The following is a 14,880-nucleotide window of genomic DNA, read 5'->3' as shown; positions in this document are numbered from 1 at the left end:
CTCAGGCGGCGGCTGGCGCCGGCGCTGTCGGGCCTCGCCGTGGCGTATCCGGCGCCGCACGGCGCGCACCGGCTGACCGGCCGCCGCGCGCCCGACGTGCGGCTCGCCGGCCGGCCCGGACGGCTGTACGAGGCGCTGCGCGACGGGCCGTTCGTGCTGGTCGCCGCCGCCAACGACCCGGCCGTGACGTACCTGACGACCAGGCTGTGGGCCGACCGGGTGCGCTGCGCCACCGCCGGCGGCGCGACCCGCACCACCGTGCTGGTCCGTCCCGACGGGTACATCGCGTGGGCGTCCGACGAGACCTCCCCCGACCTGCGCGCCGCCGCGATCCGCGAGGCGCTGGCCCGCTGGTGCGGGCCGCCCGCCGAGCACGTCCCGCACGTGCGGCCGCACGGCCCCGCCGGACCCCGGCCCGAGCCGACCCCGGGCGGGCGCGGGGGATGAGCCGCCCGCGGCGGCCCCCGGCGGCGGACGGCGGGGGCGGCGGACGGCAGGGCAGAAGGCAGGGCAGAAGGGTCAGAAGCGGTGGCGTTCGCGGCCGAGACCGAGCGCCTCGCCCACGTCGGCCATGTTCTCGTAGTCGCGGTCGGGCAGCCGCTCCAGCATCGACATGATCGTGTCGGTGGCGTGCCCCGCGGCGGCGTGGTCGATCAGCTCGCTCCGCGACGCCGGGTAGCGCACCCCCAGCAGCGACTGCGCGACGGCGCTGCGCGTCTGCACGTCGCCGGGGTCCATGCCGGGCGGCGCCCCGGGCGGCATCGAGGCGCCCCGGGACGTGGGGTCGCGTCCGAGCTCGTCGGACACCGGCTCCGGCTGCCGCCACTCCTCGGCGTGGGTGGGGCCGCCGCCGCGCACCATGCCCTCCGCCTCGTGGCCCATCTCGTCGTCCAGCTTCGGGCCGTGCTTGCCGGTCCGGTCACCCTCAGGCATGGTCGTTTCCTCCGTTCCCAACGCTCCGGGAGATCCCCATGGCCACGGCGCGTCGTCGTACCGGCGCCTCGTCCACGATCCGAGGCGTTCCCCAGCCGGGCCGCCTAAACGGGGCGGTGACCGGGCCGCCGCGAGCGGCCCGGCCGGCGCCCCCCCCGGGGGGGCGGGGTCACCTGGCGGCCACGGGCGGGAACCGGCGCGTACCGGCGGAGGCCGTCCGGCGGACACCCGGTCGTGATCATCTACTGGGCGATTGCTCCTGATATGTTCCTGAAAAAGGGGTGGCATGCCGTCGCGGCGCATCCGCCTCTCCCTCCTGGGCCTGCCGCTCGTCCTGGCGGCGCTCGTCTCCGGCGCGGTCGCCGTGACCGCCTCCGCCCCCGCGTCGGCCGGGGACGCGCGGCTGCGCGTCATGACCTACAACATCCGGCTGGACGCCGACGCGCCGCCCCGCGACTGGGCCTCCCGCCTGCCGCTGATGAAGCAGGTGCTGCGCCGGCAGCGGCCCGACCTGCTGGGCGTGCAGGAGGCGACGTGGCCGCAGATGCGCGACCTGGACGGTAAATCGGCGCTGCCCGCGCACGACTGAAACCGGCATGGGCCGCAAAGGCGGCACCCGCGACGAGTTCGCGGCGGTCTTCTACCGCCGGGACCGCTTCGAGGTCCTGGACTTCGACCACTTCTGGCCGTCCGACACCCCGCTGCTCATCGGCTCGGCCACCTGGGGCGACACCGTCACCCGCATGGTCACCTGGGCCGAGTTCCGCGACCGCCGCACCGGCCGGGTCTTCTACCACGTCGACCACCAGTCGCACAACGCCCGGGTCAGGAGCGCCGAGCTGATGCTGCGGCGCGTGCGCGGCTTCAAGGCGGGCGTGCCCGTCGTGCTCACCGGCGACTTCAACGCGGCCGCCGGCAAGAGCGAGCCGTACACCGTACTCACCGGTGACGACGCCTTCGCCGACACCTGGGAGACGGCCGAGCGGCGCGGCCCCGCCTCCAACACAGTCGGCGGGTGGAAGCCGCCCGTGCCGGACGGCGACCGCATCGACTGGATCCTGTCGCGGGACCGAGATCGACACCTACGAGGAGAACGGCCGGTACCCCTCCGACCACTAACCGGTCGTCGCCCACCTGATCGTGGGCTGACCTCGGCCCGGACGATTTCGGCCCCCCGTGCCAGGCCGGCCCCGCCCGGCCATATCTTGGGGGCCGAGGTTCGTCGTAAGGAGCGAGACGTGGCCGCACACATGACCCCCGAGGAGTTCCGCCGGTACGGCAGGCAGGTCGTCGACTGGATCGCCGACTACCAGGAGCGGATCGAGAAGTACCCGGTGCTGTCGCAGGCGCGGCCGGGCGAGGTGCTGGCCTCGCTTCCCGTGCACCCGCCCGAGCAGGGGGAGGGGTACGAGAACGTCCTGGCCGACCTGGAACGCGTCGTCATGCCGGGGATCACGCACTGGCAGCACCCCTCGTTCTTCGCCTACTTCCCGGCCAACGCCAGCGGTCCGGCCATCCTGGGCGACCTGCTGTCGGCCGGGCTCGGCGTGCAGGGCATGCTGTGGGCGACCAGCCCGGCGTGCACCGAGCTGGAGACCCGGATGGCCGACTGGATGGCCGAACTGCTGGGGCTGCCCGCCAAGTTCCGCAGCGACGGCCCCGGCGGCGGGGTGATCGAGGACTCGGCGTCCAGCGCCTCCCTGGTGGCGATCCTGGCCGCGCTGGAACGCGCCAGCGGCGGACGCGCCGGCCGCGACGGCCTCACCGGGCGGCACACGCTCTACGTCAGCTCGCAGACGCACTCGTCCCTGGAGAAGGCCGCCAAGATCACCGGTATCGGCACGGCCCGGGTGCGGACGGTGGACGTCGACCCGCGGACCCTGGCGATGGACCCGGCGCACCTGGACGCCCTGATCGCCGAGGACGCCGCCGCGGGCCTGGTGCCCACGCTGGTGTGCGCGACGATCGGCACCACGTCCACCACCGCGGTCGACCCGGTCGCCGCCGTCGGCGAGGTGTGCCGCCGGCACGGCGTCTGGCTGCACGTCGACGCCGCGTACGCGGGCGTGGCCGCCGTCTGCCCCGAACTGCGGTGGCTGAACGACGGCCTGGCCGAGTACGCCGACTCCTACGCCACCAACCCGCACAAGTGGCTGCTGACCAACTTCGACTGCAACCTGCTGTGGGTGGCCGACCGCGCGCCGCTGACCGGGGCGCTGTCGATCCTGCCGGAGTACCTGCGCAACCAGGCCACCGAGTCCGGCGCGGTCATCGACTACCGCGACTGGCAGATCCCGCTCGGCCGGCGGTTCCGCGCGCTGAAGCTGTGGTCGGTGATCCGCTGGTACGGCGCCGAGGGGCTGCGCGAGCACATCCGCACCGGCGTGGCGCTGGCGCAGCGGCTCGCCGGGTGGATCCGCGACGAACCCGGGTTCGTGCTGTTCGACCACCACCCGCTGAGCCTGGTGTGCTTCCGCCCGGCCTGGGACGGCCTGCCCGAGGACGAGGCGGACGCGGCGACGCTGCGCCTGATGGAGCGGCTCAACGCGTCCGGCGACCTGTACCTCACCCACACCAAGGCGGGCGGCCGGGTGCTGCTGCGCATGGCGATCGGCGCCCCCGCCACGCGGGAGGAGCACGTGCGGTCCGCGTGGCGGCGGATCGTCGAGGAGACCCGCGCGATCGAGCGGGAAACGGCCCGGTAGGCGGCGCGCCCGGCGGGCGGCGGCTCGGCGGGCGGCGGGCTCAGTAGGCGGCGGTGCCGCCGTCGACGCTGATCGCCGCGCCGGTGATGCCGCCGCCCTCGTCGGAGGCCAGCAGCACGGCGACCGCGGCGACCTCCTCCACGGTGGTGGGCCGCTTGAGGGACGACTCCTGGGCGAACAGCTCGACCATGCCCTCGTAGGTCAGGCCCATCGCCGCGGCGGCCGCCGGGCCGGTCTCCCGGACGACGTCGGTGATGACCAGGCCCGGGCAGATGGCGTTGACGGTCACGCCGGACGTGCCCACCTCGCGCGCCACGCTCTTGGTGAGGCCGTTGACGGCGTGCTTGGCCGCCACGTACGGGCCGATGCCCGGCTTGCCGTGCTTGCCCTCCACCGAGGAGATGTTGATGATCCGGCCGTACTTGCGGGCGGTCATGTGCGGCAGCGCCGCGCGGGTTCCCCAGAACGTGGAGTACAGGTTCCAGCGCAGGACCCGCTCCCACTCCTCGTCGGTGGTGTCGGCGACCGGCGCCGGGTCGGACGACCCGCCGGCGTTGTTGACCAGCACGTCGATGCGGCCGAACCGGGAGACGGTCTCGTCGATCAGCCGCTCCACGTCGGCCTTGCGGGTCACGTCCCCCGGCACGAAGACCGCGCGGTCGCCGGCGTCCAGCTCCTTGAGCGCCTGCTCGCCCTTGGCCGGGCTGCGCCCGTTCAGCACGACCGTGGCGCCCTCCCGCAGGAACGCCTCGGCGATGCCCTTGCCGATACCGCGGGTGCCGCCGGTGATGGCCGCGACCCTCCCGTCCAGCTTCATGCCCGAACTCCGTCCTCAGATTGCAGCACACCCCCCGAGACGCCCCCGATCGTTGATCAACTTTACTGGGGACGTCAGCGGCGGGTGTGCCGCACGTGAGGAAAGGGCGGCCGGCGGGAGGGCCGCGCGGGTCAGCCGATGCGCAGGGCGCGCAGGAAGCGGCGCGTCAGCGACAGCCGCGCCTCCTGCTGCTGCGCCTCGCGCTCCGTCCGCGGCTCGGCGGGCGAAGCCGGCGCGGCGGGGCCGCCGGCCGCCGGGGCGGTGCGGTACTCGGCCAGCTCGTAGTGCACCGGCAGCGAGCGCAGGCTGCGCATCAGCGGGGACGACCGCCACGGCAGCTGGTCGGGCGGCAGCGCCAGCCGCAGCATGGAGAACCGCTCGAACAGCCGGCCCACCGCGATCGTGGTGATCGTGGTGGCCAGGTCGCGGGCCACGCAGGCGTGCGGGCCCGCGCCGAAGGCGACGTGCGCGCGCGAGCTGTAGACCGAGTCGGGCGCCTGCCCGCCGGTGAACGCCGGGTCGCCGTGCGCGGCCGCGACCGACAGGATGACCGGGTCGCCCGCCGCGATGGTGTACCGGCCCATCCGCACGTCCGTGCGGGGGAAGCGGAGGGTCAGGTTGGCCATGGGCGGACTGGCCAGGGCGGCCCGGTTGACCGCCTCCTGGATCAGCCCGGCCGAGACGCTGTCGCGCGCTCCGGAGTCCCCGCCGATGACCTCCAGCACGGTCCCGGTGATGAGCGTCCCGCAGTAGTCGCCGATCAGCGCGACCACCATGAACAGCTCGCGGGTCAGCTCCTCGACGGTCAGGTCGGGCGCCGCGGCGGCCATGTGGCCGGGCAGGTCGTCGCCGGGGTCCGTCTTCGCCCGCGCGCACAGGTCGCGCACGGCGGCCAGCAGCCGCGCCTGCGCCTCGGCCGCGTCCGGACCGGCGTCCACCAGGCGCCACATGTCCATCAGCAGGTCCTCGGCCCGGCCGTCGGTGAAGCCGAGCAGCCGGTTGCTGATCATCAGCGGCAGCGGGCGGGCGTACTGCGCGGCCAGGTCGGCCGTGCCGGCGCGGCCGCTCCCCTCGCCGAGCACCGTGATCAGGTCGTCGGCGTACTGGGAGATGGCGTGCTCCAGCTCGCGGGCCTGCGGGCGGCCGCGCTCCTGGAACGGCCGCAGCCCCTCGATCCACGCGCCGCGCAGCCGCGACAGCTCGGCGCCGTCCCGGAAGATCGAGTTGTCGGCCTGCATGGCGGGCATCAGCGGCCAGTCGGCCGGGACCCGGCCCTCGGTGTAGGCGCGCCAGTTCTCCAGGCGCTTGCTCCAGATGTCGCGCGGGTCCCGCAGGATGTCCAGCACCTGCGGGTAGCCGATGACCAGCCAGATGGGCACGCCGAGCACGTCGACCGGAGCGACCGGCCCGTGCGCGGCGCGCAGCCGTTCGTAGTAGAAGGCCGGGCGCTGTTCGTAGTCGCGGCAGATCAGCGGTTCGACCGCGAGCTGTTCCAGGGGCGGATGGGCTTCGGCTCTGGGCGTCGCGTGGTTCATCGCGAGCACTTTAGACGAACGAACCTGGTGTGATCAGCAGCTACAGCGAAATCGTCGGACATCAGGGGCGAAACTCCCGGGTGGTGCGTCTCGGTACGGTCCGGCCGCCGCCTTTCGCCGGACCGCGGTCAGCGCCTGTAGAGCCCCTCGGCGTAGCTCGGCCCGTAGTAGGCCTCCAGCTGCTCCAGGGTCTCCTCGGTGACCTGGACGCTCTTGACCATGCGGGCGTGCGAGGGCAGCGCGTCCGGCCGCCAGGTGTCCGGCTGCCACAGCCGCGAACGCAGCAGCGCCTTGGGGCAGTGGAAGAAGATCTGCTCGATCTCCACCACCAGCGCCAGGTCGGGGCGGTGCCCCTTGACGATCATCTCGTCGAAGAACGGCGCGTCGCGCACCAGCCGGGCGCGCCCGTTGATCCGCAGCGTCTCGGTCCGGCCGGGCACCAGGTAGATCAGCCCGACGTGCGGATTGGCCAGCACGTTGCGGAAGCCGTCGACCCGCCGGTTGCCGGGGCGGTCCGGGAGGGCGATGGTGGCGTCGTCGATGACATGGGTGAAGCCGGGCGGGTCGCCCTTGGGGGACACGTCGCAGGACCCGTCGGCGCCGCTGGTGGCGACCAGGCAGAACGGCGAGTGCGCCAGCCACTCGCGGTCCCAGTGGTGCAGCCGCGTGCGCTCCTTGGTGACGGCCCGCGGCTTGGGCGGGCCCACCAGGGCGCGCAGCTCGTCCTCCGAAGCGACCTCCACGAAACCGTCCCGCATCACGTCCTCCGTTCCAGGCGCCGCCAGCGTACTGCGGGCGGGGCGGAGGCGGATGGGCCGGGGCGCGGTCCCTACCGGACGGGACGTCCCGGCCGCGCCCCGGCCATCGGCCGCGTCACCGCGGCCCCGGCCCCGTGCGCCGCTCCGCGAGCCCGGCGGCCACCTCCAGCCACCCGGAGAGGCTCCGCGCCCCGGCCGCGGCCGCCACGCGCGCCCCCTCCGGCGGCGGGCCGGAGCACGGGACGACGTGCACGCCGGACGGGGCCACCGCCAGCGTGAAGTCCGCGGTCGTGATCTCGGCGGAGAACCCGGCGTGGCGCAGCGCCGCGGCCCACACCGCCAGGGCGTGGCCGGACGCCCCGTCCGGCAGGCGCGCCATGGTGGACGCGTCGCCGGGCCCGGCGTCGACCAGCGGGCCGTAGCGGCCGGTCAGCACCGCCGCGGCCTCGTCCAGCGAACGGGCGAACCGCAGGCCGTCGGGGGCGGCCAGACGCCAGCCCCCGCCCGGCCAGGGGACCGCCTTCACCCGCCGCAGGCCGGGCGACGGCGCGCGGGCCAGCAGGGCGGCCAGCGCGCGCTGCCGCCGGACCGCCCCGCCCCCCTCCAGCGGGGCGATCCGCTCCGTCCAGGTGGCGGCCGAACCGCACATTCCGCACACGGCGCGCCTACGGCATCACGTCGCCGCTGTTGGGGCCGAGCGTCTGCCCCGTGTAGAGGTTGCCGCCCGGGTCCGAGGCCAGCAGGACGGCGGTCGGCGCGACCTCCTCCGGCCGGCCGAAGCGGCCCAGCGGAAGCTCGGCCTCCTTGGCCGCCTGCCACTGCGGGCTCAGCCCGTCGATCAGCGGCGTCACGATCGGGCCGGGCGCGATGGCGTTGACCAGCACGCCGTGCCGCGCCGCCTCCCGCGCCAGCGCCTTGGTGAAGCCGATCACCCCGGCCTTGGCCGCCGAGTAGTGCGTCAGCCCCTCGCCGCCCTTGAGGCCCAGCTGCGACGCCACGTTGATCACCCGGCCGCCGCCCGCCTCGACCATGTGCGGGACGACGTAGCGGCAGCACAGGAACACGCTGCGCAGGTCCACGTCCAGCATCCGGTCCCAGGTGGCGGGGTCCATCTCCACCAGCGGCACCTCGGTGAGGATGCCCGCGCAGTTGACCAGCACGTCGATGCCGCCGTGCGCGTCGATCGCCGCCTCGGCCATGGCGCGGACGGCGTCGGCGTCGGTGACGTCCACCGTGTGCCGGGTGACGGCGGTGCCCGCGGGCAGTCCGGCGGCGACCTTGGCCAGGCCGTCGCCGTCCAGGTCCGCCAGGGCCAGTGCGGCGCCCGCCTCGGCGTAGGCGCGGGCGATGGCGGCGCCGATGCCGCTGGCGGCGCCGGTGATCAGGGCGCGGCGCCCGTTCAGAACCGTCATGTCGTCCTCCAGGGGGTCTTCTCAGTCCGGGAACCGGACGGTCAGGCCGCCGTCCACGATGAGCTGCTGGCCGGTGACGTAGGAGGCGTCGTCGGAGGTCAGGAAGCGGATCGCGGTCGCCACCTCCGACGCGCGGCCCACCCGCCCCGCCGGGATGCCCCGGGCCGCCGCGCGCAACCCCTCGGGGCCGAGCGAGTTGCGCTCGTCCAGCGACTGCGGCGTCTCGATCAGCCCGGGGATGAGGGCGTTGACGCGGATGCCGCGCGGCGCCAGCTCCACCGCCAGCGACCGCACCAGCCCCAGCACGCCCGCCTTGGCCGCCGCGTAGTGGGCGTGGTCGTCCCACCCGTACACGCCGCCGGCGATGGAGGAGATCGCGACCATCGCGCCGCCCCGCTCCATCGCCGCGGCGGCGGACCGGAACACCCGCAGCACCCCGGTGAGGTCGACGCCGAGCATGTCGTCCCAGGCGTCGTCGGTGAGCTCGGCGAGCGGGGCGCGGCGCAGCACGCCCGCGGCCGCCACCGCGATGTCCAGGCGCCCGAAGGTGTCGACGGCGGTGCGCACCAGCGCCTCGACCGCCGCCGAGTCGCGCACGTCGGCGGGCACGGCGACCGCCCGGCCGCCCAGTGCGGCCACCTCGTCCACGACCACCTGCGGGTCGTGCGGGTCGCCCGGGTAGTAGCCGATCACGCTGGCCACGCCCTCCCGGGCGTAGGCGGCGGCGAGGGCGCGGCCGATGCCGCTGGCCCCGCCGCTGATCACGGCGACTTTCGTCATGGATACAGCTCCTCGTGTCGGGTCGGAGGCGGGTCGAAAGGCGGATGGCCGGCGCCGGGGCCGGGCGCAAGGGCCCGGCCCCGGCGCCGCGGTCACGCCGCCGGCGTGTCGGCGGCGGCGGGCTGCCGCGTCGGCCGGCGCAGCTCCTGGTCGGTGCGGCGGGCGCCGATCATGGCCACGCCGGACAGGAAGATCCCCACGGCGCCGGCGAAGAACGCCGCGGTGCCCATCGACAGGTCGGCGCTCAGCAGCACCGACAGCACCGCGGACCCGGCGATCGCGCCGATCGGGCCCATGATGTGGGCGGTGTTCGGGCCGATGCCCCGGACCTTGGCCGGGTACGACTCGCCCATGTAGAACAGCAGCGCCGCGTACGGGCCGAGCAGGAAGAACAGGCCCAGCATGTACAGCGGGACGACGAACGCCGGCGACGCCGGGCCGATCAGCATCAGCGTCATCGCCACGCCGCCCAGCAGCCAGCCGACGATGATCGTCGGGCGGCGGCCGAAGCGGTCGCCGACATAGCCGTGGGTGATGTACCCGGCGAACCCGGCGGCGTTGGCCAGGATCAGCACCAGCAGCGCGCTGTCGAACGACACGCCCTTGGCCTCGGTGAGCACGGTGGTGCCGAGCACCGAGAACACCTGGATGCCCATCCAGTTCAGCAGCCATGCCGCCGACAGGCACAGGGTGTGCCGGCGCAGCTGCGGGGTGAAGATGTCGCGCAGCCGGCCCGTCTCGCCGGCCTCGACGCCCGCCGCCTTGGCCAGCGCGACCGCCTCGGCCTCGCGGCCCTCGGCGCGCAGCTCGCGCACCCGCTTGAGGTTGACGAAGACCGGCGACTCCGGCAGCCGCCGCACCAGCACGACGATCACCACGGCCGGGAAGGTGGCGATGAGGAACACCCCGTGCCAGCCGACCGAGGACAGCAGCACCGCCGACACCAGCGCCGACAGCAGCGCCCCGACCGGCCATCCCGACTGCACGAAGCTGTACATGAAACCGCGGCGCCGGTTGTTCCCGTACACCTCGTTGAGGTAGACGCTGTTGACGACCTCCTCCGAGTAGCCCAGGCCGGACAGCGCCCGGATGAGGATCATGGACAGCTTGCCGCCGGCCAGCGCGGTCAGCCCGGACACCACCGCGGCGCCGGCGGTGGTGACGGCCAGGGCGCTGCGGCGGCCCCAGCGGTCCAGCATCGGCCCGACGACCAGCGAGACGACGAACGTGCCCAGGGTGATCCAGGTGGACACGTTCGTGGCGGTGCTGGAGCTCCAGCCGTAGTCGTCGGAGATGGCGGGCAGCAGGGTGCCGAACAGCGTGTAGTCGAACACGCTGAACACCCAGGCGAAGAAGCAGACGATGGAGACGCGGCGCACGGCCGCCGGGGCGAGCGGCTCGCCCCCGGGGGGCAGGGACACGGTTCTTCCGGACATGGGCAGCCTTCGTGTGCAGGGATGAGGGAAGGGAGGGACGCGGCTCGCCGCTGAGCCGCGGGGAAGCGGGGCGACCGGGTGACGGGGAAGCGGGGCGGTGCGGGACCCGGCGCGGACGGGCGATCCGCGCCGGGCGGGCGGGTCGGCGCGGGTCAGCGCGGGTTGCGCCGGGCGAAGTCGTCGGCGATCTCGTCGAAGGTGACCCAGCGGACGCCGTCGTGCTCGTTGATGTGCTCGATGATCCGCTCGTGCATGAGCAGGGTCTGCGGACGGCCCGACACGTCCGGGTGGATCGTCATGGTGAACACCGCGTAGTCGCACTCGCGGTGCACCCAGTCGAACTGGTCCAGCCACATCTGCTCGATGTCGCGCGGGTTGACGAAGCCGTGGCTGTTCGGGCTGGCCTTGATGAACATCATCGGGGGCAGGTCGTCCAGGTACCAGGACGCGGGGATCTCGATCAGCGCGGTCTCCTCGCCGCGCTCCAGCGGCCGCATCCACTCCTCGGCCGGCCGGTCGTAGTCGATCTTCGTCCAGGAGTCGCCGACGCGGACGTAGTACGGCTCGAAGTCGCGGTGCATCAGCGAGTGGTCGTACTTGATGCCGCGCTCCAGCAGCAGCTCGTTGGTGACCGGCGAGAACTCCCACCAGGGCGCCACGTAGCCGGTGGGGCGCCGGCCCGTGCGGCCCTCGATCAGCTCGATGCAGCGGTCCAGGATCGCGGCCTCCTGCTCCCGGCTCATCGCGATCGGGTTCTCGTGGCTGTAGCCGTGCACGCCGATCTCGTGCCCGGCCGCCACGCAGGCGTCGAACTCGGCGGGGAAGGTCTCGATCGAGTGGCCCGGCCAGAACCAGGTGGACGGCAGCTCGTACCGGCGGAACAGCTCCAGCAGCCGCGGCACGCCGACCTCGCCGGCGAACAGGCCGCGGGAGATGTCGCAGGGGGAGTCCTCCCCGCCGTACGACCCGAGCCAGCCGCCCACCGCGTCGACGTCCACGCCGTACGCGACCAGGATTTCCTTTGCCATGATCTCCCTCTTTCAGACGGTTTCGGTCGTCAGGGACCGCGTCGGCGCCGCGGGGCGGCCGAGCGCGCCCGCCTCGACGAGCCAGGTCCGGCAGCGCGCGGCCACCCGCGCCGGAGACCCGGACGGGTCGGCCGCGATCGCCGCCGCCAGCAGCAGCCGCGCCTGCCAGGGCGACAGGTCGCCGGCGAACAGCGCCCCCGCGGCGGCCAGGTCGGCGCCGCCCCCGGCGTAGAGGCCGACCACGGCGCCCTCGCCGACGCGGCTGGCGACCGCCACCGGGATGCCTTCCCGCAGCAGGTCCAGGCACGCGGCCGTGGTCTCCGGGGTGGCGTTGCCGGCGCCGAACCCGGCGAGCACGACGCCCCGGGCCCCCGCGTCGCGGGCCGCGCGCACCGCGGCGGCGTCGGCGCCGAGGTACTGCGCCACCACGTCGACCCTCGGCAGGTCGGCGTGGTGCCCGGTCAGCAGCGGCCGGGGCAGCGCCGGGACGGCGTGCGGCCGCACCCCCGCCTCGTCCACCCGGGCCAGCGGGCCGCGCCCCGGCGCGGCGAACGCGGCCGGCGACAGGCTGCTGACCTTGCGGACCCCGGTGGCGGGCCACACCCGGTCGTCGAACACCACGGTCACGCCGGTGCCGCGGGCGGCGTCGGAGGCGGCCCAGCGCAGCGCCGCCGCCAGGTTGCGCGGGCCGTCCGCGGCGGGGTCGTCGAACGGCCGCTGCGCCCCCGTCAGCACCACCGGCACGGCCGAGTCGTGCGCCAGGCCCAGCAGGAAGGCGACCTCCTCGAGCGTGTCGGTGCCGTGCGTGACGACGACCCCGTCGGCGGCGCGGGCCGCGTCGCGCAGTTCGGCGGCCAGGGTCAGCGCGTCGGCGACCGAGGCGGCGAAGCTGGCCGTCCGGCGCAGCTCGCGCACCTCGACGCGCACGCCCGGGTCCGCCCACACGGCCCGGGACGCCGCCAGCAGGTCCGCGGTGGGCACGCCCACCCGCCTGCCGCCCGGCGCGTCGGTGGTGGCGATGGTTCCGCCCGTCCCCACCAGGATCAGTTGACGCACACACCCTCCCCGAACTCCGCTAACGTTTGCGCTAACGATTGCGTACATAGTGGAGACCGCAACGCCGCACGTCAAGACCCTGAACCCGGCGGAACACGGAATTAACGCGCCGGCATCGGCCGCGTAACGGGCGGCGGCGCCGCCGGCGCCGTCGGCCACAATGTGGAGGGACGTCCGCCCCGAAGGAGAACTCCTTGCCCGACCGACCCCGGCTGTCCGATGTGGCGCGCGCCGCCGGCGTGCATATCACCACCGTGTCGCGGGCCCTGCGGGGCAGCGAAGGCGTGGGGGAGGAGACCGCCGAGCGGATCCGCCGCGTGGCCGCCGAGCTCGGCTACGCCCCCCACCCGGCGGCCACCAGCCTGCGCACCGGCCGGTCGAAGATGATCGGCGTGGTGGTGCCGCGGCTGACCGACATCGTGCTCGCCACCATCTACGAGGGCATCGAGGAGGGCGCGGCCGCCGCCGGGTACCAGACCGTCGTCGCCAACAGCGGCGACGACGTCGCCACCCAGCGGCTGCGCACCGAGACGCTGCTCGGCATGCGCGTGGACGGGCTGATCCTCGGCGACGCCCGCACCGACTCCGACCTGGTGCACGACCTGCGCAAGCAGGGCGTCAAGGTGGTGCTGACGTCCCGCCGGCTGCCCGGCGCGGTGTCGGTCACCTGCGACGACCTGGAGGGCGGCCGGCTGGCCGGACGGCACCTGCTGGCCCTCGGCCACCGCCGGGTCGGGATCATCGCCGGCCGGCCGTACGCGTCCACCGGCATCGAACGCACCCGGGGGTTCCGCGAGGTCTACGCCGAGGCGGGCGCGCCCGTCCCCGACGAGTACGTGCTGACCTCCCCGTTCGACGCCGAGGGCGGGCGGCGCGCCGCCGAGGCCCTGCTCGCGCTCGACCCGCGCCCCACCGCCCTGTACGCGGTCAACGACTTCGCCGCCATCGGCGCCATGGGCACCATCCGCGCCGCCGGCCTGCGGGTCGGCGAGGACGTCTCGGTCGTCGGCTACAACGACGTGTCGATCGCCGCCGACCTGCCGGTGTCGCTGACCACCGTCCGCTCGCCCATGCGGGAGATGGGCCGCGCCGCCGCCGCGGCCGTCATCAAGCTCATCGAGGGCGGCACCGCCCGCTCCCGCCGCCTGGCGCCCACCCTGGTCGAACGCGCCTCCAGCCGCCCCGCTCCCCGGGCCCGCTGACCGCTGCCGGCCGGGCGCGCGGGCGGCGCCGCGCGGTTCAGCCGCGGGCGACGAGGCGGGCGTCGGCCTCGGCGGGGGAGTACAGGTGCTCCACCAGCAGGGCGGCCGCGCCGCGGACGCCGGCGCGGTCGCCGAGCGTGCCGGTGACGACCTGCAGGTGGCGGGTGGCGCGGGGCAGCGCCCGCCGGTAGAGGGTCTCGCGGACGCCGGTGACGAAGTGCGTCTCGGCCAGGTCCCCGGCGATCATCAGGATGCCGGGGTTGAGCGTGCACACGACGGTGGTGAGCACCTCGCCGACGCGGCGCCCGGCCTCGCGCGCCAGCCGCACCGCCTCGGGACGCCCGGCCAGCAGGTGCTCGCGCACCCGCGCGCCCGACTCGGCCGGCACGCCGAGCGCGGTGAGCCGCCGGGCCAGCGCGCCGCCGCCGGCGACCGCGGCCAGGCAGCCGTGCATGCCGCACATGCAGCGCGCCTCGCTGTCGTGCAGGCGGATATGGCCGATGTCGCCCGCCCCGCCGTCGACGCCCCGGTACACCGCGCCGTCGACCACCACCCCGGCGCCGATCCCGGTGGACGCCTTCACCAGCACGAACGCCCGGCAGTCGGGGTGGGCGGCGGACTGCTCGCCGAGCGCCATCAGGTTGGCGTCGTTGTCGACCAGCACCGGCACGTCGAACGAGCGGCGCAGGTGCTCGCGGATCGGGTAGCCGTCCCAGCCCGGCATGATCGGCGGTTCGACGACCCGGCCGGTGTCGAACTCGACCGGCCCGGGCACGGCCACGCCGATGCCGCAGACCTCGTCCGGGGCGCGTCCGGCCGCGTGCAGCAGCCCGGTGAACCACACGCTCAGCTCGTCCAGGACGCGCCGCGGCCCGTCGGCGATGTGCAGCGGCCCGGTGTGCTCGGCCAGCGGCCGCCCGCCCAGGTCCAGCACGGCGGCGCGGGCGTGGGTGGTGTCCAGGTCGGCGGCGAGCACCACGGCGTGGTCCTCGGCGAACACCAGGCGGGTCGGGGGGCGCCCGCCGGTCGACGACGCCACGCCCGACTCGCGCAGCCACCCCGCCCGCAGCAGCGGTTCGAGCCGCTGCCCGAGCGTCGAGCGCGACAGGCCGGTGGCGGCCTGCAGCTCGCCGCGGGTGCGGGCCTGCCCGCTGCGGACGAGCGCCAGCAGCCGCCCCGACGTCGCCGGCGCCGCACCACCCGTCATGGCTCGCCCTC

Annotated in this window: 15 protein-coding genes; 4 read left to right on the top strand and 11 right to left on the bottom strand. The window is 75.0% G+C overall.

All coding sequences use genetic code 11. The features are described from left to right. Positions 1-447: aromatic-ring hydroxylase C-terminal domain-containing protein (locus ABD879_RS03345; protein ID WP_486303738.1), on the top strand; the 447-nt coding region annotated here is incomplete at its 5' end. A gap of 72 nt (positions 448-519) precedes the next feature. Here the strand turns inward: ABD879_RS03345 and ABD879_RS03340 are convergent. Beyond that, positions 520-933 carry a DUF2795 domain-containing protein gene (locus ABD879_RS03340; RefSeq protein ID WP_345017281.1) on the bottom strand — a complete coding sequence of 138 codons (414 nt, stop codon included), beginning with the start codon at positions 931-933 and terminating at the stop codon, positions 520-522. Positions 934-1,219: 286 nt separating this feature from the next. Here ABD879_RS03340 and ABD879_RS03335 point away from each other — a divergent pair, with 286 nt between their 5' ends. Continuing rightward, positions 1,220-1,522 (top strand): exonuclease/endonuclease/phosphatase family protein, encoded by a 303-nt coding sequence (locus tag ABD879_RS03335; RefSeq protein WP_345017279.1) that lies wholly within the window; start codon positions 1,220-1,222, stop codon positions 1,520-1,522. A 7-nt stretch (positions 1,523-1,529) separates the two neighbouring features. Next, positions 1,530-3,638: a pyridoxal-dependent decarboxylase gene (locus ABD879_RS03330; RefSeq protein WP_345017277.1), complete on the top strand. Its 2,109-nt coding sequence runs from the start codon at positions 1,530-1,532 to the stop codon at positions 3,636-3,638. A gap of 40 nt (positions 3,639-3,678) precedes the next feature. On the opposite strand, the gene ABD879_RS03325 is transcribed toward ABD879_RS03330, so the two are convergent. The 9 genes from ABD879_RS03325 to ABD879_RS03285 form a co-directional block, all read right to left on the bottom strand. After that, positions 3,679-4,455, bottom strand: a complete 777-nt coding sequence (locus ABD879_RS03325; RefSeq protein WP_345017275.1) for an SDR family NAD(P)-dependent oxidoreductase — start codon at positions 4,453-4,455, stop codon at positions 3,679-3,681. Between the two features lie 131 nt (positions 4,456-4,586). After that, the gene (locus ABD879_RS03320) at positions 4,587-5,990 is read right to left on the bottom strand and encodes a cytochrome P450 (protein ID WP_345017274.1); all 1,404 of its coding nucleotides are present in this window, start codon (positions 5,988-5,990) and stop codon (positions 4,587-4,589) included. 128 nt (positions 5,991-6,118) lie between these two features. Then, entirely contained in the window at positions 6,119-6,748 is a 630-nt protein-coding gene (locus ABD879_RS03315) for a pyridoxamine 5'-phosphate oxidase family protein (RefSeq protein WP_345017272.1), read from the bottom strand. Between the two features lie 115 nt (positions 6,749-6,863). Beyond that, a complete protein-coding gene (locus tag ABD879_RS03310) occupies positions 6,864-7,397 on the bottom strand; it encodes a hypothetical protein (protein WP_345017270.1) in 534 nt (177 codons plus the stop codon). A 16-nt stretch (positions 7,398-7,413) separates the two neighbouring features. Beyond that, a complete protein-coding gene (locus ABD879_RS03305; protein WP_345017268.1) occupies positions 7,414-8,160 on the bottom strand; it encodes an SDR family NAD(P)-dependent oxidoreductase in 747 nt (248 codons plus the stop codon). 21 nt (positions 8,161-8,181) lie between these two features. Beyond that, complete coding sequence (locus ABD879_RS03300) at positions 8,182-8,940, bottom strand: SDR family NAD(P)-dependent oxidoreductase (protein WP_345017266.1); 759 nt, start codon at positions 8,938-8,940, stop codon at positions 8,182-8,184. A gap of 92 nt (positions 8,941-9,032) precedes the next feature. After that, entirely contained in the window at positions 9,033-10,376 is a 1,344-nt protein-coding gene (locus tag ABD879_RS03295; RefSeq protein WP_345017264.1) for an MFS transporter, read from the bottom strand. Positions 10,377-10,528: 152 nt separating this feature from the next. Further along, the gene (locus ABD879_RS03290; protein ID WP_345017262.1) at positions 10,529-11,404 is read right to left on the bottom strand and encodes a polysaccharide deacetylase family protein; all 876 of its coding nucleotides are present in this window, start codon (positions 11,402-11,404) and stop codon (positions 10,529-10,531) included. Positions 11,405-11,416: 12 nt separating this feature from the next. Continuing rightward, positions 11,417-12,460: an asparaginase gene (locus ABD879_RS03285; protein ID WP_345017260.1), complete on the bottom strand. Its 1,044-nt coding sequence runs from the start codon at positions 12,458-12,460 to the stop codon at positions 11,417-11,419. A 194-nt stretch (positions 12,461-12,654) separates the two neighbouring features. Here ABD879_RS03285 and ABD879_RS03280 point away from each other — a divergent pair, with 194 nt between their 5' ends. After that, the gene (locus tag ABD879_RS03280; protein WP_345017258.1) at positions 12,655-13,662 is read left to right on the top strand and encodes a LacI family DNA-binding transcriptional regulator; all 1,008 of its coding nucleotides are present in this window, start codon (positions 12,655-12,657) and stop codon (positions 13,660-13,662) included. Positions 13,663-13,699: 37 nt separating this feature from the next. Here the strand turns inward: ABD879_RS03280 and ABD879_RS03275 are convergent, their stop codons facing one another. After that, a complete protein-coding gene (locus tag ABD879_RS03275) occupies positions 13,700-14,869 on the bottom strand; it encodes an ROK family transcriptional regulator (protein WP_345017256.1) in 1,170 nt (389 codons plus the stop codon). Between the last annotated feature and the right edge of the window lie 11 nt (positions 14,870-14,880).

Origin of the sequence: Actinomadura keratinilytica, from assembly GCF_039539665.1 — a bacterium.
In the GTDB taxonomy this organism is placed as follows: Bacteria; Actinomycetota; Actinomycetes; order Streptosporangiales; family Streptosporangiaceae; genus Spirillospora; species Spirillospora keratinilytica.
Note: the sequence above shows the minus strand (reverse complement) of the source record. Positions and strands in the feature narration are given on the sequence as shown.

Bases quoted from the DNA above. Each gene is read 5' to 3' on its own strand.
- ABD879_RS03340 (WP_345017281.1), bottom strand. From the start codon at position 933: ATGCCTGAGGGTGACCGGACCGGCAAGCACGGCCCGAAGCTGGACGAC.
- ABD879_RS03335 (WP_345017279.1), top strand. From the start codon at position 1,220: ATGCCGTCGCGGCGCATCCGCCTCTCCCTCCTGGGCCTGCCGCTCGTC.
- ABD879_RS03330 (WP_345017277.1), top strand. From the start codon at position 1,530: ATGGGCCGCAAAGGCGGCACCCGCGACGAGTTCGCGGCGGTCTTCTAC.
- ABD879_RS03325 (WP_345017275.1), bottom strand. From the start codon at position 4,455: ATGAAGCTGGACGGGAGGGTCGCGGCCATCACCGGCGGCACCCGCGGT.
- ABD879_RS03320 (WP_345017274.1), bottom strand. From the start codon at position 5,990: ATGAACCACGCGACGCCCAGAGCCGAAGCCCATCCGCCCCTGGAACAG.
- ABD879_RS03315 (WP_345017272.1), bottom strand. From the start codon at position 6,748: ATGCGGGACGGTTTCGTGGAGGTCGCTTCGGAGGACGAGCTGCGCGCC.
- ABD879_RS03310 (WP_345017270.1), bottom strand. From the start codon at position 7,397: ATGTGCGGTTCGGCCGCCACCTGGACGGAGCGGATCGCCCCGCTGGAG.
- ABD879_RS03305 (WP_345017268.1), bottom strand. From the start codon at position 8,160: ATGACGGTTCTGAACGGGCGCCGCGCCCTGATCACCGGCGCCGCCAGC.
- ABD879_RS03300 (WP_345017266.1), bottom strand. From the start codon at position 8,940: ATGACGAAAGTCGCCGTGATCAGCGGCGGGGCCAGCGGCATCGGCCGC.
- ABD879_RS03295 (WP_345017264.1), bottom strand. From the start codon at position 10,376: ATGTCCGGAAGAACCGTGTCCCTGCCCCCCGGGGGCGAGCCGCTCGCC.
- ABD879_RS03290 (WP_345017262.1), bottom strand. From the start codon at position 11,404: ATGGCAAAGGAAATCCTGGTCGCGTACGGCGTGGACGTCGACGCGGTG.
- ABD879_RS03275 (WP_345017256.1), bottom strand. From the start codon at position 14,869: ATGACGGGTGGTGCGGCGCCGGCGACGTCGGGGCGGCTGCTGGCGCTC.